We start from the raw sequence: 26,254 nt of genomic DNA, 5'->3' as shown, positions 1-26,254 counted from the left end.
GCCCGGGCGTCGCTCACCTGTTCCGCGGGGGGCCTTGCCTAGACTCTTCGCGTGACCACCAGCCAGCTCGACCCTCTCCTCGGCCGTCTCGTCGACGGCCGATACGAGGTGCGCTCGCGAATCGCGCGAGGTGGCATGGCCACGGTCTACCTCGCGCACGATCAGCGCCTCGAGCGCCGCGTCGCGATGAAGGTCATGCACGGTCACCTCTCCGACGACGTGACGTTCAAGAACCGCTTTATTCAGGAGGCGCGCTCGGCCGCCCGCCTCGCCCATCCGAACGTCGTGAGTGTCTTCGACCAGGGCCAGGACTCGGACATGGCCTACCTGGTCATGGAGTACCTCCCCGGCATCACCCTGCGCGACCTCCTGAAGGAGCGCGGCCGACTGACCGCCCAGCAGGTGGTCGACATTATGCACTCGGTGCTCTCCGGCCTCGCCGCCGCGCACCGCGCCGGCATCCTGCACCGCGACCTCAAGCCCGAGAACGTCCTTCTCGCCGACGACGGCCGGATCAAGATCGGCGACTTCGGCCTCGCCCGCGCCGCCTCGGCCAATACCGCCTCCGGTCAGGCGCTCCTGGGCACGATCGCCTACCTCTCCCCCGAGCTAGTCACCCGCGGCACCGCCGACACCCGCAGCGACATCTACGCCATCGGGATCATGATCTACGAGATGCTCACCGGCCAGCAGCCCTTTACGGGTGAGCAGCCGATGCAGATCGCGTACCAGCACGCGAACGATTCCGTGCCCTACCCGAGCGCGACGGTCGCCTCCGTGCCCACGTCTCTCGACGAGCTCGTGCTGTGGGCGACCGAGCGCGACCCGGACATGCGCCCACGCGACGCCGGAGTCATGCTCGCGCAGCTGCTCGAGGCCGAGCGTCTGATGGGCATTACCCCGAGCGACCGGCGCGGCGACACCCAGACGGTCACTCCACTCCCGGCACCCTTTCCCGAACCGGCGACGATGCTATTCGCCCCGGCGGAGCCCGGCCGGACCTCGGTCGTCGAGCCCTCGCCCGCACCCGGGGCCGTCCTGGTGGTGGACGAGGACGATGACACCGTCGCCCGTCTCGCCGCGAAGCGCCGCATCCGACGACGCCGTGGAGTCCTACTCACGGTGGTCGTGCTCCTTCTCGCCCTGATCGGCGGAGGGACGGCCTGGTGGTTCGGCGAGGGACCGGGGGCGATCGTGTCGATCCCGGACGTCGTCAGCCAGTCGCAGCAGGACGCGACGGCGCAGCTGCAGGCGCGGGGGTTCGAGGTGGAGCCGCAAGCGGCATCGGACCTCACCGTTCCCGCCGGCACGGTGATGAGTTCCGATCCGCCCGGAGGGCAAGGAGTGCACAAGGGCTCCGTCATTACCCTGACCGTCTCTAGCGGACCGCGCCAGCTTCCGGTCCCCGACCTCACCGGCCTGTCAGAGGCCGACGCGACCGCGAAGGTCACCGCAGGCTCCTTCACCGTCGGAGACGTGTCGAGGAGGTTCGACGCCGATGTCGACGCGGGAGTGGTGATCTCCGCCTCCCTCCCCGACGGCTCCGCACTGCCCGCGATCATGTCCGAGACCAGCAGCATCGCGATGGTGGTGAGCCTCGGACCGATCCCCAACGTCGTCGGTCTCTCGATCGACGACGCGACGGCGAAGGCGGAGGCCGCCGGCCTCGCACTCGATCGCAGCGGCGAGGACTGGAGCGACACGGCCGCCGTCGGCGTGGTCCTCACCCAGGCCAACCCGAAGGCGCCGGCGGTGACGGGAGACGCTATCTCGGTCGTCACGTCGAAGGGTCCCAAGCCAGTGGCCGTGCCGAACGTGGTAGGGATGAGCCGCGACCAAGCGAAGGCGGCCCTCGAGGCGGCGAACCTCGCCTGGAGCTACTCGCTGACCACCCTCGGCCCGCTGATCGACGCGGCGCCGAACGAGTTGACGAAGGTCACCAACCAGTCCAACAAGCCCGGCGACCTCGTGCAGCGCGGAACGACCATCCAACTGTCCCTCACGATCACGACCTGACCCGCCGGCGAGACGGGGTCAGACCGCGCGGCCGCGCAGCTCCTCCGCCACGAGGAACGCGAGTTCGAGCGACTGCAGGTGATTGAGGCGCGGGTCGCAGACCGACTCGTAGCGGGTGGCCAGCGTCGCCTCGTCGATGTGCTCCGAGCCGCCGAGGCACTCGGTGACGTCGTCGCCCGTGAGTTCTACGTGGATGCCGCCCGGGTGCGTCCCCGCCGCTCGGTGCGCCTCGAAGAAGCCCTTTACCTCGTCGACCACGTCGTCGAAACGCCGGGTCTTGTAGCCGGTCGGGGTCGTCAGCCCGTTGCCGTGCATCGGGTCGGTGACCCACAGCGGCAGTGCGTCGCTCCGCGTGACCGCCTCGAGCAGCGGCGGCAGGGCGTCGCGGATCTTTCCGGCTCCCATCCGCGTGATGAAGGTGAGACGGCCGGGTTCGCGCTTCGGGTCGAGCTTGTCGATCAGCTCGAGCATGGTCTCCGGCGTCGTCGAGGGGCCGAGCTTCACGCCGATCGGGTTGCGCACGCGCGACAGGAAGTCGACGTGAGCGCCATCGAGATCGCGCGTGCGCTCGCCGATCCAGATGAAGTGGCTCGACGTGTTGTACGGCGTGCCGGTGCGCGAGTCGATCCGCGTCATCGGGCGCTCGTAGTCCATCAGCAGGCCTTCGTGGCCCGTGTAGAACTCAGTGCGCTTCATGCCCTCAAAATCGGCCCCGCAGGCGACCATGAACTTGACCGCGCGATCAATCTCGCGGGCCAGCTGCTCGTAGCGCTGATTCTGCGGGTTCTCGGTGAAGCCCTTGTTCCAGTAGTGGACGAGGCGCAGGTCGGCGAACCCGCCCTGAGTGAAGGCGCGGATGAGGTTCAGGGTCGAGGCTGCCGTGTGGTATCCCTGCACGATGCGGCGTGGGTCCGCGGCACGCGACTCCGGAGTGAAGTCGTAGCCGTTCACGATGTCTCCGCGGTAGGCGGGCAGCGTCACATCACCGCGGGTCTCGAAGTCGCTCGAGCGCGGCTTGGCGAACTGGCCGGCCATGCGACCCATCTTGATGACCGGCATGCTCGCGCCGTAGGTGAGCACGACGGCCATCTGCAGCACCGTCTTGACCCGGTTGCGGATCTGATCCGCGGTCGCTCCCGCGAAGGTCTCGGCGCAATCGCCGCCCTGCAGGAGGAAGGCCTCGCCGCGGGCTGCGGCGCCGAGGCGCTCGCGCAGCTGGTCCACCTCGCCGGCGAACACCAACGGCGGCAGCGCGGCGACCTCGGCGGACGCCTTCTTCACGGCCTCGACGTCGGGCCAGTGCGGCTGCTGCTTGATCTCGAGTTCCCGCCACGAATCCAGGCCGGCAACCACGGAGGGGGCGGCGAGGACGTACGGTTCGTTCGGATCGATGACCACGAGGGAATTCCCAGTTCTGACGGGCGCCAGCGGGGCGCGGAGGGCCTCCGCCCAAACGGACGGCAGCGGTTGACGAGCTTATCGCCTGGACGACGGCGCCGAGCGGGCGCTCAGCGCGTGAGCGCGGCGCGCTTCTCCTTGACCGAGGTCGCATAGACGTCGAGGTACTCCTGACCGCTCAGGGCGAGAAGCTCGTACATGATCTCGTCCGTGATGGAGCGGAGGATGAAGCGGTCGCCTTCCATGCCCTCGAAGCGGCTGAAGTCGAGCGGCTCGCCGAAGACAATGCCGATCCGACCAAGCTTGGGCAGTCGCTTACCGATCGGCATGATTCTGGCGGTGTCGATCATGGCGACGGGGATGACGGGCACGCGCCCCTCGAGGACCATACGGGCGACTCCGGTGCGGCCGCGGTACATCCGCCCGTCGGGGCTGCGTGTGCCCTCGGGATAGATGCCCAGCGCATGGCCGCCGGCGAGGACGCGGAGCCCCGTGTTGAGCGAGGCCTCCGACGCCTTGCCACCGGAGCGGTCGATCGGCAGCATCCCGGTCGCGGTGAAGAACCTCTTCGTCGCCCAGCCTTTCAGGCCCTTGCCGGTGAAGTAGTCGCTCTTGGCCAGGAACACCATGTTGCGCTCGATCACCAGCGGGAGGATGACGGAGTCGATGAACGAGAGGTGGTTGCTCGCGAGGATCACACCCCCGCTGGGCGGGATGCGGTCGGCGCCGACCACCCACGGGCGGAAGATCGTCTTCAGGAGCGGGCCCGCGACGATGTGCTTCATGAACCAGTAGAACATCGGGCTCCTCTGCGGTGCGGTGGATCGGCTGCGGCGGGTGCTGTCAGAGGGAACTCGCGTGCACGCGCGCCAGGTCGGCGGCCCCGACCACTCCGGCGTCGTTGACGAGCTCGGCAATACGGAATTCGGGCTCCGGATGGAACCCTCGGGCGGGCAGATTGTCGACGTAGGCCTGGCGGATCGGGTCCAGCAGGAGATCGCCGGCCTGCGCCACTCCCCCGCCGATGACGAACATCTGCGGATCGAGGACGGCACTGAGGCTCGCGGCCGCCTCGCCCAGCCAGTGGCCGAGCTGGCGCAGCGCGGCGAGGGCGCCAAGGTCGCCGGCGGTGATCAGCTCGGAGATGACGTGGCCGTTCAATTCGCCCCCGTTGCGGGTGCGGGCGTCGGCGATTCCCTGGCCGATACCGCCCGCGTCGGCGAGTTCCCCGGCGAAGCGCTGGAGCGCACGCCCCGAACCGTACTGCTCGATGCAGCCGCGGGCGCCGCAGCCGCAGGGCAGACCGCCGGGGACGACACGCATGTGCCCGATCTCGGCCGCGGCGCCGAAGCCACCGCGCAGGAGCCGGTCGTTGATCACGATCGCGCCGCCCACTCCGGTGCCGATGGTGAGCATCAGCATGTCGCTGACAAGGCGGCCGGAGCCGTAGCGGAACTCGGCCCAGCCCGCGGCGTTCGCGTCGTTCTCGATGATGATCGGCAGGTCGATGCGCGCGGAGAGCTTCTCGCGGAAGGGCTCGTTGCGCCAATTGATGTTGGGGGCGTAGTAGACGATCGACTGGGACGCGTCGATGAAACCGGCTGCGGCGACTCCGACCGCGGCGACGTCTCCCGGGAGCAGGCCCGAGCGCAGGTGCTCAACCATCTCGACCACGACGTCCACTATCAGCTCGGGGTGCCCGGCGGGAGTGGGCCGGCGGTCCTCGCGGAGGATCCCGCCGAACTCATCGACCAAGGCTCCGGCGATCTTCGTGCCGCCGATGTCGATCCCGATCGCGTGCACGCGAACCGCCTTCCCGTCGTCACCGGCGCGGGAGCGACGGCGGGCCGACCTGAGCGGTGGCCAGGACGAGTGTAGTGACCGAGAGGGGCCCGGTGCGGCTCGGCGATGAGACCCGGCGGGGTGTGTCGGCTCTGCGTGCGATTATCAGCATGAAAGGATCTACAGCTTCCGCGACGCCGCTAAGGTGGAGACGACGTTGATTCAGGTACCGAAGGAGTTGCCGTGGACCAGTTCGATTCCCCTCTGGTGGTGGCGGCCGATCCGCAGGCCAACGCGACCGCACTCCTCCTCGACCGCGTGCGCGAGACGCCCGAAAGGCCGCTCTTCGCGCTGCCCGACGGTGGCGGCTGGCGCGACATCACGGCGCGGGAGTTCCTCGATCAGGTCACCGCGCTCGCCAAGGGGTTCGTCGCCGTCGGTCTTGAGCCGGGCGAGAAGGTCGGGCTGATCTGCAAGACCCGTTACGAGTGGACGCTGATCGACTTCGCCGTCTGGTTCGCCGGCGGCGTCCTCGTTCCCGTGTACGAGACCTCCTCCCCCGCCCAGGTGCAGTGGAACCTCGCCGACTCCGGCGCACACGCCGTGATCGTCGAGACCGCCGAGCACTTCGCCCGCTTCGATGAAGTCCGCGCCGACCTGCCGGAGGTGCGCCTCGCCTGGCAAATCGGACTCGGCGACCTCGACAAGCTCGTCGCGCGCGGCGTCGATGTCCCGGATGCCGAGATCGAGCGCCGCCGCTCGCTGGCCATCGGTGCCGACATCGCGACGATCATCTACACCTCCGGCTCCACCGGGCGGCCCAGGGGCTGCATCATCCGGCACTCGAACTTCGTCGAGCTCAGCCGCAACTCGGCCGTGGCGTTGACGGAACTGATCCATCAGCCCGGCGCGTCGACGCTGCTGTTCATCACCACCGCGCATGTGTTCGCGCGCTTCATCGCGATCCTCTGCGTGCACGGCGGGGTGAAAGTCGGGCACCAGGCCGACACCAAGCAGCTGCTCCCCTCGCTCGCCTCGTTCAAGCCGACCTTCCTCCTGGCTGTCCCTCGCGTGTTCGAGAAGGTGTACAACTCCGCCGAGCAGAAGGCCGAGGCCGCGGGACGGGGGAAGATCTTCCGCCGCGCCGCCGATGTCGCGGTCGCTCATTCGATGGCGGTCGAGGCGGGCTCGGTGCCGTTTGCGCTGAGGCTGCAGTTCCTGCTGTTCGACCGACTCGTCTACTCGAAGCTGCGGGCCGCGATGGGCGGCAGTGTGCGCTTCGCCGTGTCCGGTTCCGCGCCGCTGGGCGACCGGCTCGGGCACTTCTTCCACAGCCTCGGCATCAAGATCCTCGAGGGCTACGGCCTCACCGAGACGACGGCGCCCGCCACGGTGAACCGCACGGAGCGGTTCAAGATCGGCTCGGTCGGTCCGGCGATGCCGGGCGTCTCGGTGCGCATTGCGGACGATGGGGAGATCCAGGTGCGCGGGATCGACGTCTTCGGCGGCTACTGGAACAACGAAGCGGCCACGGCGGAGTCGTTCGACGGCGAGTGGTTCCGGACGGGCGATCTCGGAGCGCTCGATGAGGACGGCTACCTGCGGGTCACGGGTCGGAAGAAAGAGATCATCGTGACGGCGGGCGGCAAGAATGTGGCGCCGGCTGCGCTCGAGGATCCGATTCGGGCGAATCCGCTGGTCGGGCAGGTCGTTGTCGTGGGTGATCAGCGTCCGTTCATCGCCGCGCTGGTCACGCTCGACTCCGAGATGCTGCCCACCTGGCTGGCGAATAACGGGCAGGATGCAGGTCTGTCGCTCGACGCTGCGGCCGTGAATCCTGCTGTGCTGGCTGAGGTGCAGCGGGCCGTTGATGCGGCGAACGAGCGGGTGTCCCGTGCGGAGTCGGTCCGGAAATTCGTGATCCTGCCGACCGAGTTCACCGAGGCCAGCGGTCACCTGACTCCGAAGATGAGCATCAAGCGAAACGTCATCCTCGCCGATTTCGCCGGCACCATCGCCGCCGTCTACTCCGCCGCTCCCGCCACCGAGGGCATCTCCCTCCGCTGACGCCCGCCCGCCCGCCCCCGCTCTACCCTCCTCAACACCCGCTTCTCGCCGTATCCGGGCAAGCGCGTCCCAGCGCTTTCCCGTCGGCGAAACGCACCCCGCTCCACAAAACGCGCCCATCTTGGACAGCCAACCGCGCCGAGCCGGGCAGGGACCGGCTCGACATCACACACAGCCGTATCCGGCAAAGCGCGTCCCAGCGCTTTCCCGTCGGCGAAACGCACCCCGCCCCACCCAACGCCCCCATCTTGGAAAGCCAACCGCGCCGAGCCGGGCAGGGACCGGCTCGACATCACACACAGCCGTATCCGGCAAAGCGCGTCCCAGCGCTTTCCCGTCGGCGAAACGCACCCCGCCCCACCCAACGCCCCCATCTTGGAAAGCCAACCGCGCCGAGCCGGGCAGGGACCGGCTCGACATCACACACAGCCGTATCCGGCAAAGCGCGTCCCAGCGCTTTCCCGTCGGCGAAACGCACCCCGCCCCACCCAACGCCCCCATCTTGGAAAGCCAACCGCGCCGAGCCGGGCAGGGACCGGCTCGACATCACACACAGCCGTATCCGGCAAAGCGCGTCCCAGCGCTTTCCCGTCGGCGAAACGCACCCCGCTCCACCCAACGCGCCCATCTTGAAAAGCCAACCGCGCCGAGCCGGGCAGGGACCGGCTCGAAATCGAACTCAGAACCAGTGCGATTCGCGGACGGCTTTCATGGCGGCGCGGCGGTCGTCCTTCGAGAGGCGGTCGAGGTAGAGCCGTCCGTCGAGGTGGTCGCATTCGTGTTGGAGGGCCTGGGCCATCAGACCGTCGCCTTCGAGGACGATGTCGTTACCGTCGAGGTCGGTGCCGCGAACCTTCGCGTGCGGGTAGCGGATCGCCGGGTACCAGAGGTTCGGGACCGAGAGGCAGCCTTCGTCCACGGGCTGCGGTTCTCCGCCGAGCTCGATGATCTCAGGGTTGAGGATGTAGCCGATGACGCCGTCGACGTTGTAGCTGAAGGCGCGGAGGTTGACGCCGATCTGGGGGGCCGCGACGCCGGCTCGTCCGGGCGGGCGGACGCTGTCGAGGAGGTCCTCGACGAGGCCGCGAACTCCGGCGTCGACCGTGTTGATGGTCAAGGAAGGGGTTTTCAGCACCGGGTCCCCGAAGATCCGGATCTGGCGTTCGGTCATGTGCTGCGCTCCCTCAGGGCCTCCTCCGCGCTCAGGAGGGCGTTTTCGACGACTTCGCTCGCTGCGGGGTGCGGCCAGTACTGGCTGCGGGCGAGTCCGCGGATGCCGATGCCGGCGCTGGCGGCGTGGATGAGCGGCTGAATGAGGATACTGGCCTGCGGCCCGATGATGTGCGCGCCGAGGAGGGCGCCGTCGAGTCCAACGACCAGGAGGCAGGCGCTCGAGTCGTCTTCGAGCGCCCAGCCGAACGCAGTGGAGCCGTACTCCTGGGTGACGGTGATCACGTCGAGCCCCTGCTCCTGAGCGTGGGCCGCGGTGAGGCCGAAGTGGGCGATCTGTGGGTGGGCGAAGATCGCTCCCGGCACCGGCGAGAGGGTGTTGGACAGCAGTTCCTGCGGGTGCAGGAGGTTGTGGGCGACGAGTCGCGCCTCGTGGTTGGCGACGTGTTTGAGCTGCCAGCGCGACGAGACGTCTCCGAGCGCGAAGAGCCCGGGCACGGGGCGGCCGCCGGAGAGCACGCGCTGTTCGGAGTCGACGCTGATCCGGCCGTCCTCGTGCAGGTCGACACCGACGGCAGCGGCGGCGACAGTATCGCTGTTGGGTTGGCGACCGTGAGCGACCAGGAGCAGATCGGTCCCGACCGACGTGCCATCGTCGAGGGCGACGTGCAGACCGTCCTCGCGGGCATCGACGCTGTCGACGCTCACGCCGGTCAGCACGGTATAGCGCTCTGCGGCGATCGCGGTGAAGCGGCGGGCGACGTCCTCGTCGAGGGCGCGAAGGAGGCGGTCGCTGCGGACGGCGACGGTGACCGCGGTGCCGAAGGAGGAGAAGACGTGCGCGAATTCGACGGCCACCGCGCCTCCACCCAGGATCAGCATCCGATCGGGGAGCTCGTCCAGCCGCATCACAGAGGAGGAGTCGTGGATGCGCGGGTCGGGCTCGTAGGCCGCGAGGAGGGGTCGCGGTCGGGAGCCGGCGGCAAGGACGACCTGCGGGGCGCTGATGCGTGCTCCGCTCGCGCTGACGAGGACGTGGGGTCGGGCGCCGTCGCCGAGGGACTCGAAGCCGAAGCTCTCGCGCAGCACAGTCACATTCGGGGAGCGCTGGTCGCGGTACTCGAAGCCGCCGTCGCTGATTGCGTCGATCCGACCGAAGACCCGGTCGCGGACCTCGGCCCACTCGGGGCGCCGGAGCCGGGAGCGGACGCCAATCCGCTCGCCCTGGTCGACGTCGGTGACGACATCGGCGACGTGGACGAACATCTTCGTGGGGATACAGCCCGCGTTGAGGCAGGTGCCGCCGAACCACTCGCCGTCGTCGAGGATCGCGACCCGCAGGTCGTCGAACTCGGGTCCGACGATCGAGTTGCCGGAGCCCGCACCGATCACGATCAGGTCGAAGGCGTCGTCCCGAGTGGCGTCGCCGAGATCAGACACGGCGGACCGGCATGCCTTCGACGACGAGCGCGGCGAGCAGACGCGCAGCCTCCTTCGTGCCCTCGCGCAGCTGCTCCCACTTCACGACAGACCCGGCAGCGAGCACCGGGTCGTACGGGATGCGGACGATATCGCGAACGCGGGAGCGGAAGTGCGACTCGATCTCCTCCAGCTTGACCAGACTCGTGCCCTGCGTCGCCGTGTTGAGCGCGACGACCGCGTTGCGCACCAGTGCACCGTAGCCGTTCGCGTCGAGCCAGGTGAGGGTCTCGGAGGCGAGGCGCGCCTCGTCGACGCTGCCGCCCGAGACGATCACGACGGTGTCGGCTCGCTGCAGCGTCGGCCGCATCACCGAGTGCACGATTCCCGTGCCGCAGTCAGTGAGCATGATCGAGTAGAAGCGCTCGACCAGGTCGGCGACCACGTTGTAGTCGTCCTCGTCGAACGCCTCGGAGAGCTGCGGATCGGTATCGGAGGCAAGCACGTCGAGGCGGGTCTCGTCGCGCGAGACCATCGTCGAGAACTCGGTGAAGCCGATCACCCCTGCGGCACGGTTCACGACGTCGCGAACCGTCGCCCGCGTCTGCTTCGGCACGCGCTCGGCGAGCGTGCCGCGGTCGGGGTTGGCGTCCACGGCGATGATGCGGTCCTCGCGGGCATCGGCGAGGGCCATGCCGAGGAGCGTCGTGACCGTGGTCTTACCGACGCCGCCCTTACGGGTCATCACCGGGACGAAGCGGGTGCCGCCCTCGAACTGCCGGCCGATCCGCTCGTCCATCGCCTTCCAGGCCTTGACCTTGGCCGAGTCGCCGAGATTGACCGTGTGGAAGCTGACGCCGTAGAGAAAGCGATGCCAGCCTCCGGTGGGGGCGGGCCGCGTCTTGCGGTTGACCTCGAGCAACCGGTCGGGTGTGAGCATCGACGCCGACTCGGGCGCCGCTGCGCTGGGCACGCTCGGAGTGGGAGATCCACTCGAGGACTCGGCGCGCAGGCGGTCCCGGCGGGTGAGTCCGGCGGCGTGCTCGCCGGCCGGCTCGTCGAGCGGCGACAGCGGGGCCCGGGTCGGGATGCCCGCTGTGACGGGTCCGTGCGCCACCGGAGCGGGCGAATCGGGAGCGGGCGAATCGGGAGCGGGCGCCGAAGGAGAAGCGGGCTCCGGGGGCAGGAGGGCGTGCGAGCGGCTGGGCGGCAGGCCGAGTCGACCGACGTCGATCGCCTCCTCGTCCTCGACCGGCGCGGGAGCGGTCGAGCGGCGCCGCGGGCCGGGCGGAGTGATCAGCACTCCGTCGGGCAGGAGGGTCGGTGCGGTGTCGCTCGCCCGAGGAGAGTTCGGCCGCGGAGAGTCCGGCCGAGGGGAGTTCGGCCGCGGAGAGTACTGACCCGACTCCCGAGCCGCGTCCATAGCGGTCCGCGGCGTGGGACCAGTGTCGGGCTGTTCGTCGTTGCGCTCATCCATGCGAACGAGCCTCCTTCCGCTTGCGATGAGTGTACCGGCGGGCTCGGATCGCGCCGGGCGGCTTGGTCGGAGCCCGCCGCTGCTGCTAGTGGGACGCGCCTGCGCAGGCGCTGTGGACGACGTGCGCGGAGAACGGTTAGGTTCTGCCGCCCGGGGGAACGTAAAGTAGTCAGCCATGCATGTACTCAGCGTGAGCTCCCTCAAGGGCGGCGTCGGCAAGACCACGGTGACCCTCGGCCTTGCATCCGCGGCGTTCTCGAAGGGCCTGCGAACGCTGGTCGTCGACCTCGATCCCCAGTCCGACGTGTCGACCGGAATGGACATCAACGTCGCCGGTCACCTCAACATCGCCGATGTCCTGACGTCGCCGAAGGAGAAGATCGTCCGTTCGGCGATTGCCCCCTCCGGCTGGACCAAGGAGCACCACGGCACGATCGACGTGCTGATCGGCAGCCCCTCCGCGATCAACTTCGATGGACCGCACCCCAGCATCCGCGACATCTGGAAGCTCGAGGAGGCCCTCGCCAGCGTCGAGGCCGACTACGACCTCGTCCTGATCGACTGCGCTCCCTCGCTCAACGCGCTCACCCGCACCGCCTGGGCGGCGAGTGACCGCGTGGCCGTCGTCACTGAGCCCGGCCTGTTCTCGGTGGCCGCCGCCGATCGTGCCCTGCGTGCGATCGAGGAGATCCGCCGTGGCCTGAGCCCGCGCTTGCAGCCGCTCGGCATCATCGTCAACCGTGCTCGCGTGCAGTCGCTCGAGCACCAGTTCCGCATCAAGGAGCTGCGCGACATGTTCGGGCCGCTCGTGCTCAGCCCGCAGCTGCCCGAGCGGACCTCGCTTCAGCAGGCGCAGGGCGCAGCGAAGCCCGTCCACGTCTGGCCCGGCGAGAGCGCGCAGGAGATGGCGCACAACTTCGACCTGCTGCTCGACCGCGTCATCCGCACCGGCCGTATCGGTGAGCAGGTCCCGGCCGCGAAGTAAGAGGCGGGGAGACCGGCCGTTCCCGGTGGCGGGGCGTCCGGTGGGGGATCTCGAGACCCGGTCTGCGCCCGCTACGGGATCAGCACGAACTCGAACGGCGCGCGGTCGCTGCACAAGGGCAGGGCGTACCGAGACTGCGGAGAGACCGAGCCCCCTCAGCCGGCGCGGCGGGAGGCGCGGCGCTGAGCCAGTTCGTCGGTGGGATCGACCGACTGGTGGTCGAGTTCGACCAGACTCGACTCGACCTCACGGAGCACCTTGCCGACGGCGATACCGAAGACGCCCTGACCACGGCTGAGCAGGTCGATGACCTCGTCGTCCGACGTGCAGAGGTAGACGCTCGCGCCGTCGCTCATCAGCGTCGTCTGCGCGAGGTCGTCGACCCCGGACTCGCGGAGCTGAGTGACGGCCGTGCGAATCTGCTGAAGCGAGATGCCGGTGTCGAGGAGGCGCTTGACGAGCTTGAGCACGAGGATGTCGCGGAAGCCGTAGAGGCGTTGGGTACCGGAGCCCGAGGCACCGCGCACGGTGGGCTCGACGAGTCCGGTGCGGGCCCAGTAGTCGAGCTGGCGGTAGGTGATGCCGGCAGCGCGAGCCGCAACGGCCCCCCGGTAGCCGGCGTCGGCGTCGAGTTCGGGCAGTCCGTCCGTGAACAGGAGGAGGTCGCGCTGGCCGCTGACGTCGCGGCTGACTTCTCTCATCCCTGTGCCTCTCGGATCCGGACGCCGGATCCTCCGAACGCGCTCCCTACCGTACCCACCGGGGCCGACCGAGTAAACGACATCGGCCCCGGGGCCGCGGCGTGTCGCGCGGGGCCCTCCGCCGCGGGCGGAGCGACGCTCACGAGCGGGCAATCCGCGAGAGGGCGCTGCGCACCATCGCCCCCCGGATCGTGCCCAGCTGGGTGGCCAGGCTCACCGCGTTCTCGGCGGCGCCGGCCGACCCGGAGGCCTCGCCGCGGCGCGCACTGGAGGCGACGACGCTCTCGATGAGGGACATCTCGCGTTCGACGGCGACCCGGAGCGGACGAAGGTGGCGCGGCTCGATACCCGAGCGGCTAAGGTCGACGAGCGCCTTGAGCGTGGTCACGGCCTCGTCACCGAACACGTCGCCGCCCCGCACGAGGCCCGCAGCGACCGCCTCCTGAACGAGGGCGGGTGTGGCGCCGGACTCGGCCACCAGTCCCTCCCGGGTCAGCCGGGTGGCCGGACCAAGGAGCGAGGCACCCGGACCCCCGACGCCCGCGGGCAGGGCGGGCTCGCGCCCGGCGTCGATGTCGTCGAGGTAGCCGCGGATCACCTTCAGCGGCAAGTAGTGGTCGCGCTGCAGCGCGAGGATCATCCGGAGTCTTTCGACGTCGGACGGGGAGAACTTGCGGTAGCCGGAGTCGGTACGGGCCGGCGAGACAAGCCCCTGCTCCTCCAGGAAACGCAGCTTGGACGGGGTGACATCCGGGAACTCGGTGGTCAGCCGGGCCAGCACCTGCCCGATACTCAGCAGAACGGCGGAACCGGCGGGGAGGGCGCGCGCCGAGGAGCGGCCCACGGCTTACGCGTCCGGAGCGGCGACGAGGTCGGCGCGGGACGCGTAGAAGGTGAGGCGGAACTTGCCGACCTGCACCTCGGATCCATCGGTGAGGATCGCGGACTCGATCCGCACCGCGTCGAAGTAGGTGCCGTTCAGTGAGCCGAGGTCGTGGACCTCGAACGACGTGCCCCGGCGGACGAACTCCGCGTGCCGGCGCGAGACCGTCACGTCGTCGAGGAAGATGCCGGCGTCGGGGTGACGGCCGACCGTCGTCGAGTCAGTGTCGAGGAGGAATCGGGCACCGGTGTTGGGCCCGCGGCGCACGACGAGCAGCGCGGAGCCGGAGGGGAGGGCACCGACGGCCTCGGCCTCCTCGCGGGACGCGCGGTTGTCGAGAGCGGCGAGCTGGGCACCGATGTCGTCGGTGAACGTTAGAGTCGTCTCCGTCGACGGCTCATCGGGAACGGATTTGTGCTGGGCGGATGATGCTCCACCGACGTGCTCGACCAAGACGTACCTCCTATCCGCTCAGCGTATCCGAATCGTGACCCTCGCCGGACCCCTGAGCACCTGAGTGCACCCCGAGGACGACGTCCCGAGTCTGCACCGCGTAGACGATCCCGGCCCACCAGTAAAGGAACGCACCCCAGAGCGCGAACGCCCAGGCAAGGGGGAGAGAGGCGGGCGCGAGCGCCGGAAACGCCTGCCCCAGCATGATCAGCGGGAGAGCGTAGAAAAGGCAGAAGGTCGCGAATTTACCCAGGTGGTGCACGGGAAGCGGGCCGTAGCCGTGACTGGCCAGGACGACCGCCAGCACGACGAGCATCAGGTCACGGGCCAGCAGTACCGTCACGAGCCACCAGGGCACCAGTCCTCGGGCGGCGAGCCCCACAACGGTGGCGAAGATGTAGAGCCGGTCGGCGGCGGGATCGAGGACACGGCCCAGGCGCGTCATCTGGTCGAAGCGGCGCGCGATCCAGCCGTCGAGGTAGTCGGTGAGGCTCGAAACGACGAGAGCGAGGAGCGCGAGGGCGTCCTCACCGGAGACGACCAGCACGAGGAAGACGGGCACGAGCGCCAGGCGCACCAGGCTGAGGACGTTCGGGACCGTCCAGATCCGGTCCTCACCGGTGCGTGCCATGCGCCCAGCCTAGGCGGGGCTTACCGCGGCGAGGTCAGCGCTTGTCGCGCCAGACGCGCTCGAAGGGCAGGCGCCATGCGTGCGGGGCGATCAGCTGGTGGATCGCGTTGGGTCCCCAGGAGCCGGGCGCGTAGAGGCGGACGGGCGGCTGGTCCTGCAGGAGGGGCGCCGACACTTCCCACAGCCGTTCGATGCCCTCGGCGGTCGTGAACAGAGTGTGATCTCCGCGCATCGCGTCGAGGATCAGGCGCTCGTAGGCCTCGAGCGCGTCGCCGGCGCGATCGGTCTCCTGCAGCGCGAACTGCATGCTCAGCTTGTCCAACCGCATGCCGGGACCCGGCCGCTTGCCGTAGAAGGAAAGCGAGACCTTCGAGGCGTCGGCGAGGTCGAAGGTGAGGTGGTCGGGGCCGTGCGCGCCGACTCCGGAGCCCTGGGGGAACATGCTTTTCGGCGGCTCGCGGAACGCGATCGAGATGATGCGCTGGCCCTCGGCCATCCGCTTACCGGTGCGGAGGTAGAACGGCACGCCCGCCCAGCGCCAGTTGTCGATCTCGCACTTCAGTGCGACGAAAGTGTCCGTCTCCGAGTCGGCGGCGACGCCGGGCTCGTCGCGGTAGCCAATGTACTGACCGCGCACGACGTTCTCGGGGTTCAACGGGCGCATCGAGCGGAAGACCTTGTTCTTCTCCTCGCTGATCGCCTGCGGCTCGAGCGCGGTCGGCGGCTCCATCGCCATGAAGGCGAGCACCTGGAAGAGGTGGGTGACCACCATGTCCTTGTAGGCGCCGGTCGACTCGTAGAACTCGGCGCGGCGATCGAGCGTGAGGCGCTCGGGGATGTCGATCTGGACGTGATCAATGAAGTTGCGGTTCCAGATGGGCTCGAACAGGCCGTTGGCGAAGCGGAAGGCGAGGATGTTCTGCGCCGGTTCCTTGCCGAGGAAGTGATCAATCCGGAAGATCTGCTCCTCGCCGAAGGTCTCGTGCAGCTCGGCGTTGAGGACGACGGCGCTTTCGAGGTCGACGCCGAAGGGCTTTTCCATGATGATCCGCGACCGCTCGACCAGGCCGGCCTCGGCGAGCATCCGCACGACCGAGAGGGCCGCCCTGGGCGGGACGCTGAGGTAGTGCAGGCGGCTGACGTCCGGGCCCAGGACCGCCTCGGCGTCGGTCACGGCGGCCGCCAGTGCGGCGGGGCCGGCGGACTGCGGGACGTAGCGGAGCTTGGAGGCGAACTCGTCCCACTGCGCCGGCGTGAGGGAGCGGCTGCCGAACTCGTCGTAGGCGAGCTTCGCGAAAGCACGGAACGAGTCGTCGTCGTGCTCTTCGAGCGAGGTGCCGACAATCTGCAGATCCGGAGCGAGGGAGGAGAGCGCGAGGTGGGCCATCCCGGGGATGAGCTTGCGCCGGGCCAGATCGCCGACCGCGCCGAACAGAACGACGACGTGGGGTGCCGCCTGCTCGGTCTGGACGGCGGGGACGGAGGGTGCGGTTGTCACGGTCACTCCTCGATCATTCCAGTTCGGATCGTGACCCAGGCATCGTGTGCTGGATACGCGCCGCCGCTAAGGTCTCTCCCGTGCCTTCGTTCTCCGACGCGTCCGCCGCGACCGCAGCACCCGCCTCCGCAGCAGCCCTGTCCTCCGCAGCCCTGTCCCCCGCAGACGGGACGACCGCGCCCGTGCTCGAGGAGAGGATCCGCGCCGACGTCCATGTGCTGGGTGAACTGCTCGGCCAGGTCCTGCGTGAATCGGGCGCGCCCGCGCTCTACGAGGACGTGGAGCGCCTCCGGGCGCTGACGATCAGCGCGTACGACAGCGGCGACGCGGCGGAGACGGCCGAGGCGGAGGAGTTCGTCGCCTCGCTCTCGCTCGAGCGCGCCGAGGAAGTGGCCCGGGCCTTCACCTGCTACTTCCATCTCGTCAATGTGGCGGAGGAGTTCCACCGGGTGCGGGTGCTGCGCCGCCGCGAGGCCGATGCGGGTGCGCAGTCGCCGGAGGATTCGATCCTCGCCTCGATGCGGCGCCTCACCCGCGAGCTCGGTGAGGCCGAGGCCTTCGCACGCCTCTCCCGCCTAGAGTTCCGCCCCGTTCTGACGGCGCATCCGACCGAGGCCCGCCGTCGTGCGGTCGCCTCGACCATCCGCCGCATCAGCGACCTGCTCGAGCAGCGCGACGATCCGCGCATGGGCGGGGTCGTGCTGGTCGAGATCCGTCGCCGCCTGCTGGCCGAGGTCGACACCCTGTGGCGCACGGCGCCGCTGCGCGAGTCAAAGCCGACTCCGCTGGACGAGGTGCGCACGGCGATGAACGTGTTCGACGAGTCGCTGTTCTCGGTGCTCCCCCGGGTCTATCGACGCCTCGACGACGCCCTGCTCGGTGAGGGCTCGGGGACGCGGGCGCCGGTCGCGCCGGCCTTCGTCCGCCTGGGCACCTGGATCGGCGGTGATCGCGACGGCAATCCGTTCGTCACGGCCGAGACGACCCTCGCGGCGGTGGACATTGCGTCCGAACACGTTCTGATGGGCCTCGAGCGCGTCGCCCGTCGCGTGGGCCGCGCGCTGACGCTCGACGCCTCGACCACTCCGCCGTCCGCCGCCGTCGAGATGCTGTGGGCCTCCTGCGTCGAGCGTGCTCCCGAGCGGGCCGCCGAGATCGCCGAGCGCTCCCCCAACGAGGCGCACCGCCGCGTGCTGCTCTTCGCGGCCGAGCGCCTGGCCGCGACGCGCACCGAAGGGCCGCTGGCCTACTCCGCCGCCGCCGAGCTGGTCGGCGAGCTACGCACACTGCAGGAGTCCCTGGTCGAGGCCGACGACGTGCGCGCGGCCTACGGCGACCTGCAGGACTTCGTCTGGCAACTCGAGACCTTCGGCTTCCACCTGGCCGAGATCGAGGTGCGCCAGCACTCGAAGGTCCACCGCGAGACAATCGCCGCGATCCGCGCGGGCGAGGAGCTGGATGATCGCGGCCACGAGGTCCTGGCGGTGTTCCGCGCGATCGCGAAGATCCAGGAGCGCTTCGGCACCGCCGCCGCGCGGCGCTACATCGTCTCGTTCACCCAGTCGGCCGACGACCTCCGCACGGTCTTCGAGCTGGCCGAGGCGGCGACCGACGGCAAGCCGCCGATCATCGACGCGGTCCCGCTCTTCGAGACCTTCGCCGACCTCGACGCGGCGACCGACATCCTCGCCGAGATGATCCGCCTGCCTCAGGTGCAGGCGCGCCTCGCCGCGACGGGCAACCGCCTTGAGGTGATGCTGGGCTACTCCGACTCGTCCAAGGACGTCGGACCGGTCTCGGCGACGCTCGCGCTCTACGACGCGCAGGCACGCATCGCGCGGTGGGCCGCCGACGAGGGGATCGTGCTCACGCTGTTCCACGGCCGCGGCGGTGCTCTTGGGCGCGGCGGCGGTCCGGCCAACCGCGCCGTGCTCGCGCAGCCACCCGGGTCGGTGGACGGTCGCTTCAAGCTGACGGAGCAGGGCGAGGTCATCTTCGCCCGTTACGGCAACCCGGACATCGCGACCCGGCACATCGAGCAGGTGGCGGGAGCGACGCTGCTCGCCTCCTCCCCCGCGGTCGGCGAGCGCAACGCCGGAGCCGCCGAGCGCTTCGCCGAGGTCGCCGCGACGATGGACCGCGAGTCGCGCCGCCGCTTCTTCGAGCTGGTGAAGGCCGACGGCTTCGCGCCGTGGTTCGCGCGGGTGACCCCGCAGGAGGAGGTGGGCCTGCTCGCGCTCGGCTCGCGGCCCGCCCGCCGCGGCCTCTCCGTGGAATCGCTCGAGGACCTGCGCGCGATCCCGTGGGTCTTTGCCTGGACGCAGACCCGCGTGAATCTGACGGGATGGTTCGGCCTGGGCAGCGCGCTCGAGGCGGTCGGCGACCTCGACCTGCTGCGCGAGGCTTACGCCTCCTGGCCGCTGTTCACGACGATGGTCGACAACGTCGAGATGTCGCTCGCGAAGACCGACGAGGGCATCGCCCGCCGCTACCTCGCCCTCGACTCCCGCGACGATCTCGCCGGGCTCGTGCTCGAGGAGATGGCGCTCACCCGCCGCTGGGTGCTCTCGATCACCGGCGAGGAGAGCCTGCTCACCGGCCACCGCGTGCTCGGCCGCGCGGTGCGGCTGCGCACGCCCTACGTCAATGCGCTCTCACTCCTGCAACTGCGGGCGCTCCGGGCGCTCCGGACCGACCCCGGCGGCTCGGGGACCGAGCAGAACCAGCGGTTGCTCCTGCTCGCGGTCAACGGCGTCGCGGCGGGGTTGCAGAACACGGGCTGATCAGGCCTGCTGGGCGGCCTTCGCCTCGTCGTACTGACGACGCACCTCGAGCATGTCCAGGCCGCGGACCTGCTCGATCAGGGTGTCGAGAGCGGGGGCGGGCAGCGCGCCGGGCTGAGCCATCAGCGGGATGCCGTCGCGATACACGACGAGGGTGGGGATGGAGGAGATGCCGTAGCTCGCGGCGAGCTGCTGCTGGTCCTCCGTGTCGACCTTGGCGAAGGTGATGTCGGCGTTCTTCTCGCTCGTGGCTTCGAAGACCGGAGCGAACTGCTTGCACGGGCCGCACCAGTCGGCCCAGAAATCAATGAGGACGATGCCGTCGGTGATCGTCTGGTCGTGGGAGTCGAGGGTCATCGCAGTCGTAGCCATGCGGGATGCAACCGGGGTCCCCCGCAGCCTATTCCCGGGCGGAGTCGAGGAGCTCGAGCAGCGTGCGCGGCCCGACGGCGGCCGCCCCGAGGGCCTCGATACGTGCGACGAGACCGCGGTCGGCCGTGACGACAACCGCCGAGTCCTGCCCGCCGACGAGGTCGACGATCGCGTCGTCACCCGAACCCTCGGCCGTATGTACCGCCAGTCGCCGCTCCGCCGCGACGACCGCCGTGCGTGCGGTGCGCGCCGCTCCCTCAAGCACCACAGCGATGCGCGGCCAGACCGTCTCGGCCTCGACTCCGAGAAGACGCCCGGGAACGCCGACTGCCGCGAGACGGGCGAGGGCGGCGAGGAGGCGTTCAGCGGCCCCGGCGCGGTCCCGCCACCAGCCGTCGGGGCGCGAGCCGACCACATTGGCCGCGTCCACGACGAGCATCGGGATCGAGGAGCCGAGCGCGCACAGACCCGGCCAGGCCGCCGCGAAACCGGGATGCAGTGGAAGCGAGTCGACGTCCTCCGGCGCGACCCAGCGCAGCTCTGTGCTCTCGGCGTCGCTGATGCGCGGCGTGAAGTGCTCACGGGCCTCGGCCAGGACGGTCGAGTAACTCCACGGGCCGATCACGACCACGCTGGAGAGCACCGGCAGGATCAGCTCGGCGGGCACGCCCGCCTCCTCCTCCGACTCGCGGAGGGCGGCCTCGAACGCCGTCTCCTCCGGATGCCGGGCCCCGCCGGGCAGACCCCAGGTATCGCCGAAGTGACTCCAGCTGACGCGGTGCTGGAGCAACACGCGGCCGGACGGATCGCGCAGGAGCAGGCCTGCGGCGCCGAACCGGCCCCAGAACCGGCGCCCGTCGCCGATCTCGACCCAACCGTCGCCGAGGGACGCGTCGAAGGGGTGGCGCGGGAACTCGGCGTCGGCGCCGGGGTCCTCGCTAGTCATGCACTCAGCCTCCCACACCGCGCCCGCCGTCTCCGACGCGAACGGCCTGGCACAATCGGACGATGCGCCGCTCGATCTTCCTCCGCCTCGCGACGCTCGCCTGGCTCGCGCTGATCGGGCTGATGACCCTAACGCCCGCGCCGTATCCGGCCGGGGAGACGACTGCGCTGGTCCTCGGGATCATCACGTTCCTCGCCTCGACTCCGCTCACCAGCTGGTTCAACTTCGAGGTGGCGGAGTTCACCGCGAACGTGCTGCTCTTCATGCCGCTCGGGGCGCTGATCGCGGCGCAGCTGCCGGCGAGGCGACGCCTCCTGGCCGCGCTGATCGGGCTCGGCGTCTCGGTGGTCATCGAGACGGCGCAGCTGCTCTGGCTGCCGACCCGCGTCGCCGACGTCCGGGACCTGATCTCGAACGGCAGCGGCTCCCTGATCGGTGCCCTGGTGGCGATCGTGCTGCTGCGCCTCTCCCCCCGCCGCTACTTCCGCTCCAGCTCCCGCCTAAACTCCCGCTCCGTCTCCCGGAAGGATCGCACCGCCCGTGCCCGCTGACACCCTCGTCGTCCTCGACCGCCCCTCCCTCGACGCCGACCCGCATTCGCCGGGCGGACCCGCTCACCGTCTCGACCCGGGCGGGCGCGGCGATCTCGACGTCACCGACCTTGGCTTCACGCGCGGCGACGGAATATTCGAGACGATCAATCTCGTCGACGGGCGGCTGCAGGCGCTCGACGCGCACCTGGACCGCTTCGCGCGCTCGGCCCGCATGCTCGATCTGCCTCGGCCCGACCGGGCAGCCTGGGTCGACGCGATCGCCACGGCGGTCGCCGCGCATCCCCGCGTCGCCGAGGCGATGCTGAAGACGATCCTGACGCGAGGTGTCGAGGGCGGCGGGCGGCCGACCGGCGTCGTCGTCGTGCAGACCAGTCCCGACTTCGGACCGGCCCGCCGCGACGGTGTCCGAGTGGTGCTGCTCGATCGGGGTCTGCGCTCGGACGTCCAGGCGACCTCGCCCTGGCTGCTCGCGGGAGCGAAGACGCTTTCGTACGCGGTGAACCGGGCGGCCTCGCGCGAGGCGGCCCGCCGCGGAGCGGACGACGCAGTGTTCGTCTCGAGCGACGGTTACCTGCTTGAGGGGCCGTCCGCGAACCTCGTCCTGCTGGCGGGCGGCGAGCTGGTGACGCCCCCGCCGAGCCTCGGGCTGCTACCCGGCACGACGCAGGCCGACCTGTTCGCGCTTGCTCCCGGCTGGGGCCTCGGTACGGCGGTCCGTCCGCTGCGCGCGGGCGATCTGGAGGCGGCGGAGGCGGCATGGCTGGTCTCCAGCGCGCGCAACGCCGCACCGATCCGCGCCGTCGACGGGGTCGATCGCCGCGTTGATCCGGACCTCTCGGCCCGGATCAACGCCGCGCTCCTCGCCCGCTGAGGGCCGCTCGGGCGGCCGCTCGCGGACGGTGGGTCAGGAAAGACCGTCAACGTCCGCGGGGCCGCGGCTGATCACTCCGCCGCGCACATGCTCGACAGTGGGGTCGAGCTGGACGGGCTCGCGTTCGTCGGCCGCCTCGTCGTTGATGACGGCCGAGACGATGCCGCGCCAGTCGGTGCCCTCGGCCACGGCGTCCTCGGAGCCGACGCGGCGCGTGACGAACACGGCCTCCGACTCCTCGCCCGCGTGCGAGATGACGGCGAGCACGCCGACGGTGCGGCCGCCCGGGTGCTCGATCCGCCACTCCTCGTGCCCGGACGGGACCAGCGAGAACTCGAGGCCGGCGTGCGGGAAGCCGGTGGGACGCAATTCAGACGGCGAGCCGCTCTGCGAAGGCGCACCGCGGGTGGGTACACCGGTGCCCTCGCCGCTCGTGGTGCTCATGCCAACGTCGCCGCGGGTACCGCCGGCCCCGGAGCTGTCGTTCGCCGCGACCATGCGGTCCTCACCGCTCTGCACAGCGTCGTCCGCTCCGGTGTAGATGCTGTCGTCTCGGTTCATGGGAACCTCCTTGTCGGCGGCCAGTGTAGGACTGGCTCGGTGGATGGTAGGAGTGGCTCGGTGGGTGTAGGACGCGGGATGGGTGGCGGGCGGGCGCCGTTTCGTAGACTGGGCGGATGCAGATCCCGGTGACCGGTACCGTGCGGGTGGACGCGTGGCTCTGGGCGGTGCGCGTCTACAAGACCCGCTCCGCCGCGACGACCGCAGCCCGAGCCGGCCACATCCGCGTGAACGGCGAGCGAGCGAAGGCGGCGCAGACCGTGCGCGTCGGCGACGAGGTCCGCGCCCGCATCGGCGGGTTCGACCGGGAGCTGGTCGTCCGCGGACTCGTGGTGAAGCGAGTCGCAGCTCCGGTCGCCGCCGAGTGCAGGGAGGATCGGACGCCGCCGCCTCCGCCACGGGAAGCGACCCCGGGTGTGCTCGTCCGCGACCGCGGGGCGGGCCGCCCGACCAAGCGTGACCGGCGCGACATCGAGCGGCTCCGCGGATTCTGAGGTCTCGGCCGCTCAGGGAGCGAGGGCGCGCAGGCGCTCGAGCAGCCCCTCCGCCGCCTCGTCGAGGAAGCGCTGCTGCAGCTCGTCGCCGACCTGCACGAGGGCGATGTCGGTGAAGCCCGCCTCGATGTAGGGCACGAAGCTTTGGGCGAGCTCGTCGAGATCGGGGCCGCAGGCGATCTGCTCGGCGACGTCCTCCGGCCGGACGAACTGGCTCGCCCCGGCGAAACCCGCGGGTGTGGGCAGGTCGGAGTTAACCGCCCAGCCGCCCGCGAACCAGCGGAACTGCTCGTGAGCCAGCGTCACGCCCTGCTCCTTGTCGGGCGCCCAGCAGATCGGGATCTGCCCGATCGTGCGCGAGGGGGCGGCATCCGCGCCACGGACCGAGGTCCACTGTGAGATCAGCTCGGCGTCGGGCTCGGTCGTGATCAGGTGGTCGCCAATCGGTGCGAAGCGCGCGATCGACTTCTCGCCAGAGACGGCGAGGCCGATCTCGACCGGCGTGTCCGGCAGGTCCCAGATGCGGGCCGAGTCGACGCGGAAGTACTCGCCCTCCCAGGTCACCAGCTCGCCGGTGTGTAGCTCGCGGATGAGGTGCACGGCCTCCTCGAGCATGTCCTGGCGCACGGCGATCGAGGGCCACCCTTCGCCGACGACGTGCTCGTTGAGGTTTTCGCCCGAGCCCAGGCCCAGGGTGAAGCGGTCGTCCGAGAGGATCGCGAGCGTCGCCGCCTTCTGCGCGACGACGGCGGGGTGGTAGCGGATGGTCGGCGCCGTGACGTAGGTCGTGAGGTCAATGGTCGAGGTCGCCTGCGCGACGGCACCGAGCAGGGTCCAGGCATATGAGGCGTGCCCCTGCTCGGTCAGCCAGGGCGAGTAGTGGTCGCTCGAGACCGCGAACTCGAAGCCGAGCCGCTCGGCGTCGACCGCGTAGCCCACCAGCTGCTTGGGTCCGCTCTGCTCGGTCATCAGGGTGTAGCCGAATCTCACCATCGCTCGTCCTCGTTCCGCTCGTCGTGTGATGCCCGGGGGCACGTCCCATGCTGGGCGGACGGCGGGATGCGCGTTAACCCCTTGCCCGAGTCGCGAGCGGAGGCTAGCGCGGGGTCAGACGAAGCGGATGCGGTTCTGCACGCGGGTGCGCACCTCGAACGACTCCCCGTAGCCGCCCAGGCGCGGATCGTCGGTGCCGGAGCGCAACAGCTGCGGCAGCAGCGAGCGGCGGATGACGACGGCGCCCTGATGCCGGCCGCGTTCGACCTGCTCGAACGGCTGCTCCAGCGCATCGTCCGGGACGACCACGACGCTCGCCGAAAAGCGGACGCCCAACTCGCGGCCGAGTCGCCGCGCAGCCTTGGCGAGCGACGCGATCGGCTTCTCATCCTCGGCAATCCCGGGGCCCTCGAGTTCGCCCTTGCGCAGCCGCACCGGGTCGCCCCAGTCCGCGGAGGTGAGGGCGAGCAGACCGGCCGGGCCGAGCACGAGGTGGTCGATCTTGAGGCCGCCGTCGCCCACCGCGACGTCGTTCCAGATCGTGTAGGCGATGCCGAGGGCACCGACCAGCGCGGCCGTCGCCTCCTCGGCCTGCGCCTTGGCGAGCCAGGAGCGGACCTCGCGCGGGGCGGAGCGGACGATCGCCGGGTCGAAGGGGTCGTCGGTCTCGACTCCGCGTCCCAGCCACTCGCGGACCAGGCGCAGGTAGTACTCGCGCGCCGCACCTCCAGGGTGACCGTACGAGCGCGCCCGCACTGCCGAGGCGGTCGGCGGGCGGGGCGAGCCCGTGTAGGGCGAGTGCGGGGAGGACGCTCCGGGAGCGGGAGCGCCGCGGTCGTAGTCGCTTCGAGCCGAGGCGCTGCCGATCCGCTCCCACGCGAGCTGCACGGCATGGAAGGACGCGGCGTCGCCCCCGGTGTCCGGATGGGTCTCCCGCAGCCGCAGGCGGTAGGCACGGCGGAGGTCGTCGTCGGACGCGGTGGCGGCGACGCCCAGCACCTCGTAGGGGGTGCGGGCGGCGTGGCTGTCGGGCATGTGCTTCCGGGAGGGTCGGGGCGGCGAGGTTCCGAGTGTATCGACGTCGGCCGGGTGATCAGCGGGCGAGCAGCTCGCGGACCCGCGGGATCACCTGGGTGCCGTAGAGCTCGATGGCGTGCATGATCGCCGGGTGCGGGAGCGTTCCTGCGCTGTACTTGAGGTCGAAGCGGTCGATGCCCAGCGCGGTCACCGTTCGCGCGATCTTCTGCGCGACCGTCTCGGGCGAACCGAGGTGGATGGCTCCGTCGGGCCCGGCCTCCTCCTCGAAGCGCTCACGGGTCATCGGAGACCAGCCGCGCTCGCGGCCGATGGCGTCCATCATCGCCTTGTGATGGGGGAAGTAGAGCTCGCGCGCCTCCTCGTCGGTGTCGGCGACGAAGCCGGGCGAGTGCACGGCGACGGGCAAGCGGGGCTGCTCGAGCTGGTCGAGCGCACGGCCGAAGAGGTCGACGTAGGGGCGGAAACGGGCGGGTGAGCCGCCGATGATCGCCAGGACGAGCGGGAAGCCGTAGCGGGCGGCGCGCACGACGGACTCCGGACTGCCGCCGACGCCGATCCAGGTGCGGAGCGTGCCGCTGTCCGGCGTCGGGTAGACGCTCTGCTCGGTGAGCGTGGGGCGGGTCCTACCCTGCCAGGTCACCGGACCGCCCTGCAGCAGGGCGTGGAAGAGGTCAAGCTTTTCCTCGAAGAGCACCTCGTACTGCGCCAGGTCGTAGCCGAAGAGCGGAAACGACTCGGTGAAGGAGCCGCGGCCGAGGATCACCTCGGCGCGACCGCCGGAGAGGCCGTCGAGGGTGGCGAAACGCTGATAGACCCGCACCGGGTCGTCGGAGGAGAGCACCGTCACCGCGGAGCCGAGGTGGATCCGCTCGGTGCGGGCGGCGATGGCGGCGAGCACGACGTCCGGTGCACTCACGGCGAAGTCGGCGCGGTGGTGCTCGCCGATGCCGAAGAAGTCGACGCCGACCCGGTCCGCGAGGACCCCCTCCTCGACCACGTCTCGCAGGACCTGGCCGTACGGCAGCGGAGCGCCGTCGGGGTCGGCGGTGACGTCGCCGAACGTGTCGACGCCGAACTTAACTTCATGCATACTCATGGAGTTCTGCAACCTCCGGCGATTAAGGTCTATTCCCTCGGATCGAGTCGGTCGGAGCCGCCGGCC

At 70.2% G+C, this 26,254-nt stretch carries 24 protein-coding genes; 7 read left to right on the top strand and 17 right to left on the bottom strand.

The window, feature by feature from the left end; genetic code table 11:
* The first annotated feature begins 51 nt into the window (after window positions 1-51).
* Entirely contained in the window at window positions 52-2,016 is a 1,965-nt protein-coding gene (gene pknB / locus C1O28_RS04840) for a Stk1 family PASTA domain-containing Ser/Thr kinase (RefSeq protein WP_097166992.1), read from the top strand.
* An 18-nt stretch (window positions 2,017-2,034) separates the two neighbouring features.
* Here pknB and C1O28_RS04835 read toward each other — a convergent pair whose 3' ends face one another.
* The 3 genes from C1O28_RS04835 to C1O28_RS04825 all read right to left on the bottom strand — a co-directional run bounded on the left by C1O28_RS04835 (window position 2,035) and on the right by C1O28_RS04825 (window position 5,217).
* Window positions 2,035-3,414, bottom strand: a complete 1,380-nt coding sequence (locus C1O28_RS04835) for a class II 3-deoxy-7-phosphoheptulonate synthase (RefSeq protein ID WP_419866657.1) — start codon at window positions 3,412-3,414, stop codon at window positions 2,035-2,037.
* Between the two features lie 110 nt (window positions 3,415-3,524).
* Window positions 3,525-4,214 carry a lysophospholipid acyltransferase family protein gene (locus C1O28_RS04830; RefSeq protein ID WP_097166991.1) on the bottom strand — a complete coding sequence of 230 codons (690 nt, stop codon included), beginning with the start codon at window positions 4,212-4,214 and terminating at the stop codon, window positions 3,525-3,527.
* A gap of 43 nt (window positions 4,215-4,257) precedes the next feature.
* Entirely contained in the window at window positions 4,258-5,217 is a 960-nt protein-coding gene (locus tag C1O28_RS04825; protein ID WP_097166990.1) for an ROK family glucokinase, read from the bottom strand.
* Between the two features lie 222 nt (window positions 5,218-5,439).
* On the opposite strand from C1O28_RS04825, the gene C1O28_RS04820 reads away from it, so the two are divergent.
* Window positions 5,440-7,263 (top strand): AMP-dependent synthetase/ligase, encoded by a 1,824-nt coding sequence (locus C1O28_RS04820; protein WP_097166989.1) that lies wholly within the window; start codon window positions 5,440-5,442, stop codon window positions 7,261-7,263.
* Between the two features lie 679 nt (window positions 7,264-7,942).
* Here C1O28_RS04820 and def read toward each other — a convergent pair.
* From def to C1O28_RS15590, 3 genes are read right to left on the bottom strand one after another with little or no spacing between them, the layout of a single operon-like run.
* Window positions 7,943-8,434, bottom strand: a complete 492-nt coding sequence (def, locus tag C1O28_RS04815; RefSeq protein WP_097166988.1) for a peptide deformylase — start codon at window positions 8,432-8,434, stop codon at window positions 7,943-7,945.
* Window positions 8,431-9,873 carry a mycothione reductase gene (locus C1O28_RS04810; protein WP_097166987.1) on the bottom strand — a complete coding sequence of 481 codons (1,443 nt, stop codon included), beginning with the start codon at window positions 9,871-9,873 and terminating at the stop codon, window positions 8,431-8,433. The genes def and C1O28_RS04810 overlap by 4 nt, the downstream gene beginning before the upstream one ends.
* The gene (locus tag C1O28_RS15590; RefSeq protein WP_237398129.1) at window positions 9,866-11,329 is read right to left on the bottom strand and encodes a MinD/ParA family ATP-binding protein; all 1,464 of its coding nucleotides are present in this window, start codon (window positions 11,327-11,329) and stop codon (window positions 9,866-9,868) included. The genes C1O28_RS04810 and C1O28_RS15590 overlap by 8 nt, the downstream gene beginning before the upstream one ends.
* A 175-nt stretch (window positions 11,330-11,504) precedes the next feature.
* Between C1O28_RS15590 and C1O28_RS04800 the strand changes: the two genes are divergently transcribed.
* A complete protein-coding gene (locus tag C1O28_RS04800) occupies window positions 11,505-12,314 on the top strand; it encodes a ParA family protein (protein ID WP_097166986.1) in 810 nt (269 codons plus the stop codon).
* Between the two features lie 155 nt (window positions 12,315-12,469).
* On the opposite strand, the gene C1O28_RS04795 is transcribed toward C1O28_RS04800, so the two are convergent.
* The 5 genes from C1O28_RS04795 to zwf all read right to left on the bottom strand — a co-directional run bounded on the left by C1O28_RS04795 (window position 12,470) and on the right by zwf (window position 16,480).
* The gene (locus C1O28_RS04795) at window positions 12,470-13,015 is read right to left on the bottom strand and encodes a MerR family transcriptional regulator (protein ID WP_068252604.1); all 546 of its coding nucleotides are present in this window, start codon (window positions 13,013-13,015) and stop codon (window positions 12,470-12,472) included.
* 139 nt (window positions 13,016-13,154) lie between these two features.
* Window positions 13,155-13,859: a transcriptional regulator FtsR gene (ftsR, locus tag C1O28_RS04790; RefSeq protein WP_097166985.1), complete on the bottom strand. Its 705-nt coding sequence runs from the start codon at window positions 13,857-13,859 to the stop codon at window positions 13,155-13,157.
* 3 nt (window positions 13,860-13,862) lie between these two features.
* Window positions 13,863-14,351, bottom strand: a complete 489-nt coding sequence (locus tag C1O28_RS04785; RefSeq protein ID WP_097166984.1) for an FHA domain-containing protein — start codon at window positions 14,349-14,351, stop codon at window positions 13,863-13,865.
* Between the two features lie 10 nt (window positions 14,352-14,361).
* Window positions 14,362-14,982, bottom strand: coding sequence for a CDP-alcohol phosphatidyltransferase family protein (locus tag C1O28_RS04780; protein ID WP_097166983.1), 621 nt, complete (start codon window positions 14,980-14,982; stop codon window positions 14,362-14,364).
* A 34-nt stretch (window positions 14,983-15,016) separates the two neighbouring features.
* The gene (gene zwf, locus C1O28_RS04775; protein WP_097167072.1) at window positions 15,017-16,480 is read right to left on the bottom strand and encodes a glucose-6-phosphate dehydrogenase; all 1,464 of its coding nucleotides are present in this window, start codon (window positions 16,478-16,480) and stop codon (window positions 15,017-15,019) included.
* A gap of 137 nt (window positions 16,481-16,617) precedes the next feature.
* Here zwf and C1O28_RS04770 point away from each other — a divergent pair, with 137 nt between their 5' ends.
* Window positions 16,618-19,263 (top strand): phosphoenolpyruvate carboxylase, encoded by a 2,646-nt coding sequence (locus C1O28_RS04770; protein ID WP_097167071.1) that lies wholly within the window; start codon window positions 16,618-16,620, stop codon window positions 19,261-19,263.
* Here C1O28_RS04770 and trxA read toward each other — a convergent pair whose 3' ends face one another.
* Both trxA and C1O28_RS04760 read right to left on the bottom strand, forming a co-directional pair.
* Window positions 19,264-19,635 carry a thioredoxin gene (gene trxA, locus C1O28_RS04765; RefSeq protein ID WP_097166982.1) on the bottom strand — a complete coding sequence of 124 codons (372 nt, stop codon included), beginning with the start codon at window positions 19,633-19,635 and terminating at the stop codon, window positions 19,264-19,266.
* 28 nt (window positions 19,636-19,663) lie between these two features.
* Window positions 19,664-20,581 (bottom strand): NUDIX hydrolase, encoded by a 918-nt coding sequence (locus tag C1O28_RS04760; RefSeq protein WP_097166981.1) that lies wholly within the window; start codon window positions 20,579-20,581, stop codon window positions 19,664-19,666.
* Window positions 20,582-20,643: 62 nt separating this feature from the next.
* Between C1O28_RS04760 and C1O28_RS04755 the strand changes: the two genes are divergently transcribed.
* Both C1O28_RS04755 and C1O28_RS04750 read left to right on the top strand, forming a co-directional pair.
* A complete protein-coding gene (locus tag C1O28_RS04755) occupies window positions 20,644-21,132 on the top strand; it encodes a VanZ family protein (protein WP_097166980.1) in 489 nt (162 codons plus the stop codon).
* Window positions 21,122-22,006, top strand: coding sequence for an aminotransferase class IV (locus C1O28_RS04750; RefSeq protein ID WP_097166979.1), 885 nt, complete (start codon window positions 21,122-21,124; stop codon window positions 22,004-22,006). Before C1O28_RS04755 ends, C1O28_RS04750 begins: the two co-directional genes overlap by 11 nt.
* A 33-nt stretch (window positions 22,007-22,039) precedes the next feature.
* On the opposite strand, the gene C1O28_RS04745 is transcribed toward C1O28_RS04750, so the two are convergent.
* Window positions 22,040-22,567, bottom strand: a complete 528-nt coding sequence (locus C1O28_RS04745) for a hypothetical protein (RefSeq protein ID WP_097166978.1) — start codon at window positions 22,565-22,567, stop codon at window positions 22,040-22,042.
* A gap of 116 nt (window positions 22,568-22,683) precedes the next feature.
* Between C1O28_RS04745 and C1O28_RS04740 the strand changes: the two genes are divergently transcribed.
* Entirely contained in the window at window positions 22,684-23,061 is a 378-nt protein-coding gene (locus C1O28_RS04740) for an RNA-binding S4 domain-containing protein (RefSeq protein WP_097166977.1), read from the top strand.
* A 12-nt stretch (window positions 23,062-23,073) separates the two neighbouring features.
* On the opposite strand, the gene C1O28_RS04735 is transcribed toward C1O28_RS04740, so the two are convergent.
* The 3 genes from C1O28_RS04735 to C1O28_RS04725 form a co-directional block, all read right to left on the bottom strand.
* Window positions 23,074-24,054 carry a TIGR03557 family F420-dependent LLM class oxidoreductase gene (locus tag C1O28_RS04735; protein ID WP_097166976.1) on the bottom strand — a complete coding sequence of 327 codons (981 nt, stop codon included), beginning with the start codon at window positions 24,052-24,054 and terminating at the stop codon, window positions 23,074-23,076.
* Window positions 24,055-24,168: 114 nt separating this feature from the next.
* Window positions 24,169-25,089, bottom strand: a complete 921-nt coding sequence (locus C1O28_RS04730; protein WP_097166975.1) for a J domain-containing protein — start codon at window positions 25,087-25,089, stop codon at window positions 24,169-24,171.
* Window positions 25,090-25,147: 58 nt separating this feature from the next.
* The gene (locus C1O28_RS04725) at window positions 25,148-26,182 is read right to left on the bottom strand and encodes an LLM class flavin-dependent oxidoreductase (protein ID WP_097166974.1); all 1,035 of its coding nucleotides are present in this window, start codon (window positions 26,180-26,182) and stop codon (window positions 25,148-25,150) included.
* Between the last annotated feature and the right edge of the window lie 72 nt (window positions 26,183-26,254).

It is taken from the genome of Rathayibacter rathayi (assembly GCF_004011095.1).
Taxonomy (GTDB): domain Bacteria; phylum Actinomycetota; class Actinomycetes; order Actinomycetales; family Microbacteriaceae; genus Rathayibacter; species Rathayibacter rathayi.
This window is presented reverse-complemented; position numbering and strand designations above follow the sequence as displayed.

What these genes read in the sequence shown, in the direction of transcription:
- C1O28_RS04830 (WP_097166991.1), bottom strand. Translation starts at nt 4,214, where the DNA reads ATGTTCTACTGGTTCATGAAGCACATCGTCGCGGGCCCGCTCCTGAAG.
- def (WP_097166988.1), bottom strand. Translation starts at nt 8,434, where the DNA reads ATGACCGAACGCCAGATCCGGATCTTCGGGGACCCGGTGCTGAAAACC.
- C1O28_RS15590 (WP_237398129.1), bottom strand. Translation starts at nt 11,329, where the DNA reads ATGGATGAGCGCAACGACGAACAGCCCGACACTGGTCCCACGCCGCGG.
- C1O28_RS04800 (WP_097166986.1), top strand. Translation starts at nt 11,505, where the DNA reads ATGCATGTACTCAGCGTGAGCTCCCTCAAGGGCGGCGTCGGCAAGACC.
- C1O28_RS04795 (WP_068252604.1), bottom strand. Translation starts at nt 13,015, where the DNA reads ATGAGAGAAGTCAGCCGCGACGTCAGCGGCCAGCGCGACCTCCTCCTG.
- C1O28_RS04780 (WP_097166983.1), bottom strand. Translation starts at nt 14,982, where the DNA reads ATGGCACGCACCGGTGAGGACCGGATCTGGACGGTCCCGAACGTCCTC.
- trxA (WP_097166982.1), bottom strand. Translation starts at nt 19,635, where the DNA reads ATGGCTACGACTGCGATGACCCTCGACTCCCACGACCAGACGATCACC.
- C1O28_RS04760 (WP_097166981.1), bottom strand. Translation starts at nt 20,581, where the DNA reads ATGACTAGCGAGGACCCCGGCGCCGACGCCGAGTTCCCGCGCCACCCC.
- C1O28_RS04755 (WP_097166980.1), top strand. Translation starts at nt 20,644, where the DNA reads ATGCGCCGCTCGATCTTCCTCCGCCTCGCGACGCTCGCCTGGCTCGCG.
- C1O28_RS04745 (WP_097166978.1), bottom strand. Translation starts at nt 22,567, where the DNA reads ATGAACCGAGACGACAGCATCTACACCGGAGCGGACGACGCTGTGCAG.
- C1O28_RS04740 (WP_097166977.1), top strand. Translation starts at nt 22,684, where the DNA reads ATGCAGATCCCGGTGACCGGTACCGTGCGGGTGGACGCGTGGCTCTGG.
- C1O28_RS04735 (WP_097166976.1), bottom strand. Translation starts at nt 24,054, where the DNA reads ATGGTGAGATTCGGCTACACCCTGATGACCGAGCAGAGCGGACCCAAG.
- C1O28_RS04730 (WP_097166975.1), bottom strand. Translation starts at nt 25,089, where the DNA reads ATGCCCGACAGCCACGCCGCCCGCACCCCCTACGAGGTGCTGGGCGTC.
- C1O28_RS04725 (WP_097166974.1), bottom strand. Translation starts at nt 26,182, where the DNA reads ATGCATGAAGTTAAGTTCGGCGTCGACACGTTCGGCGACGTCACCGCC.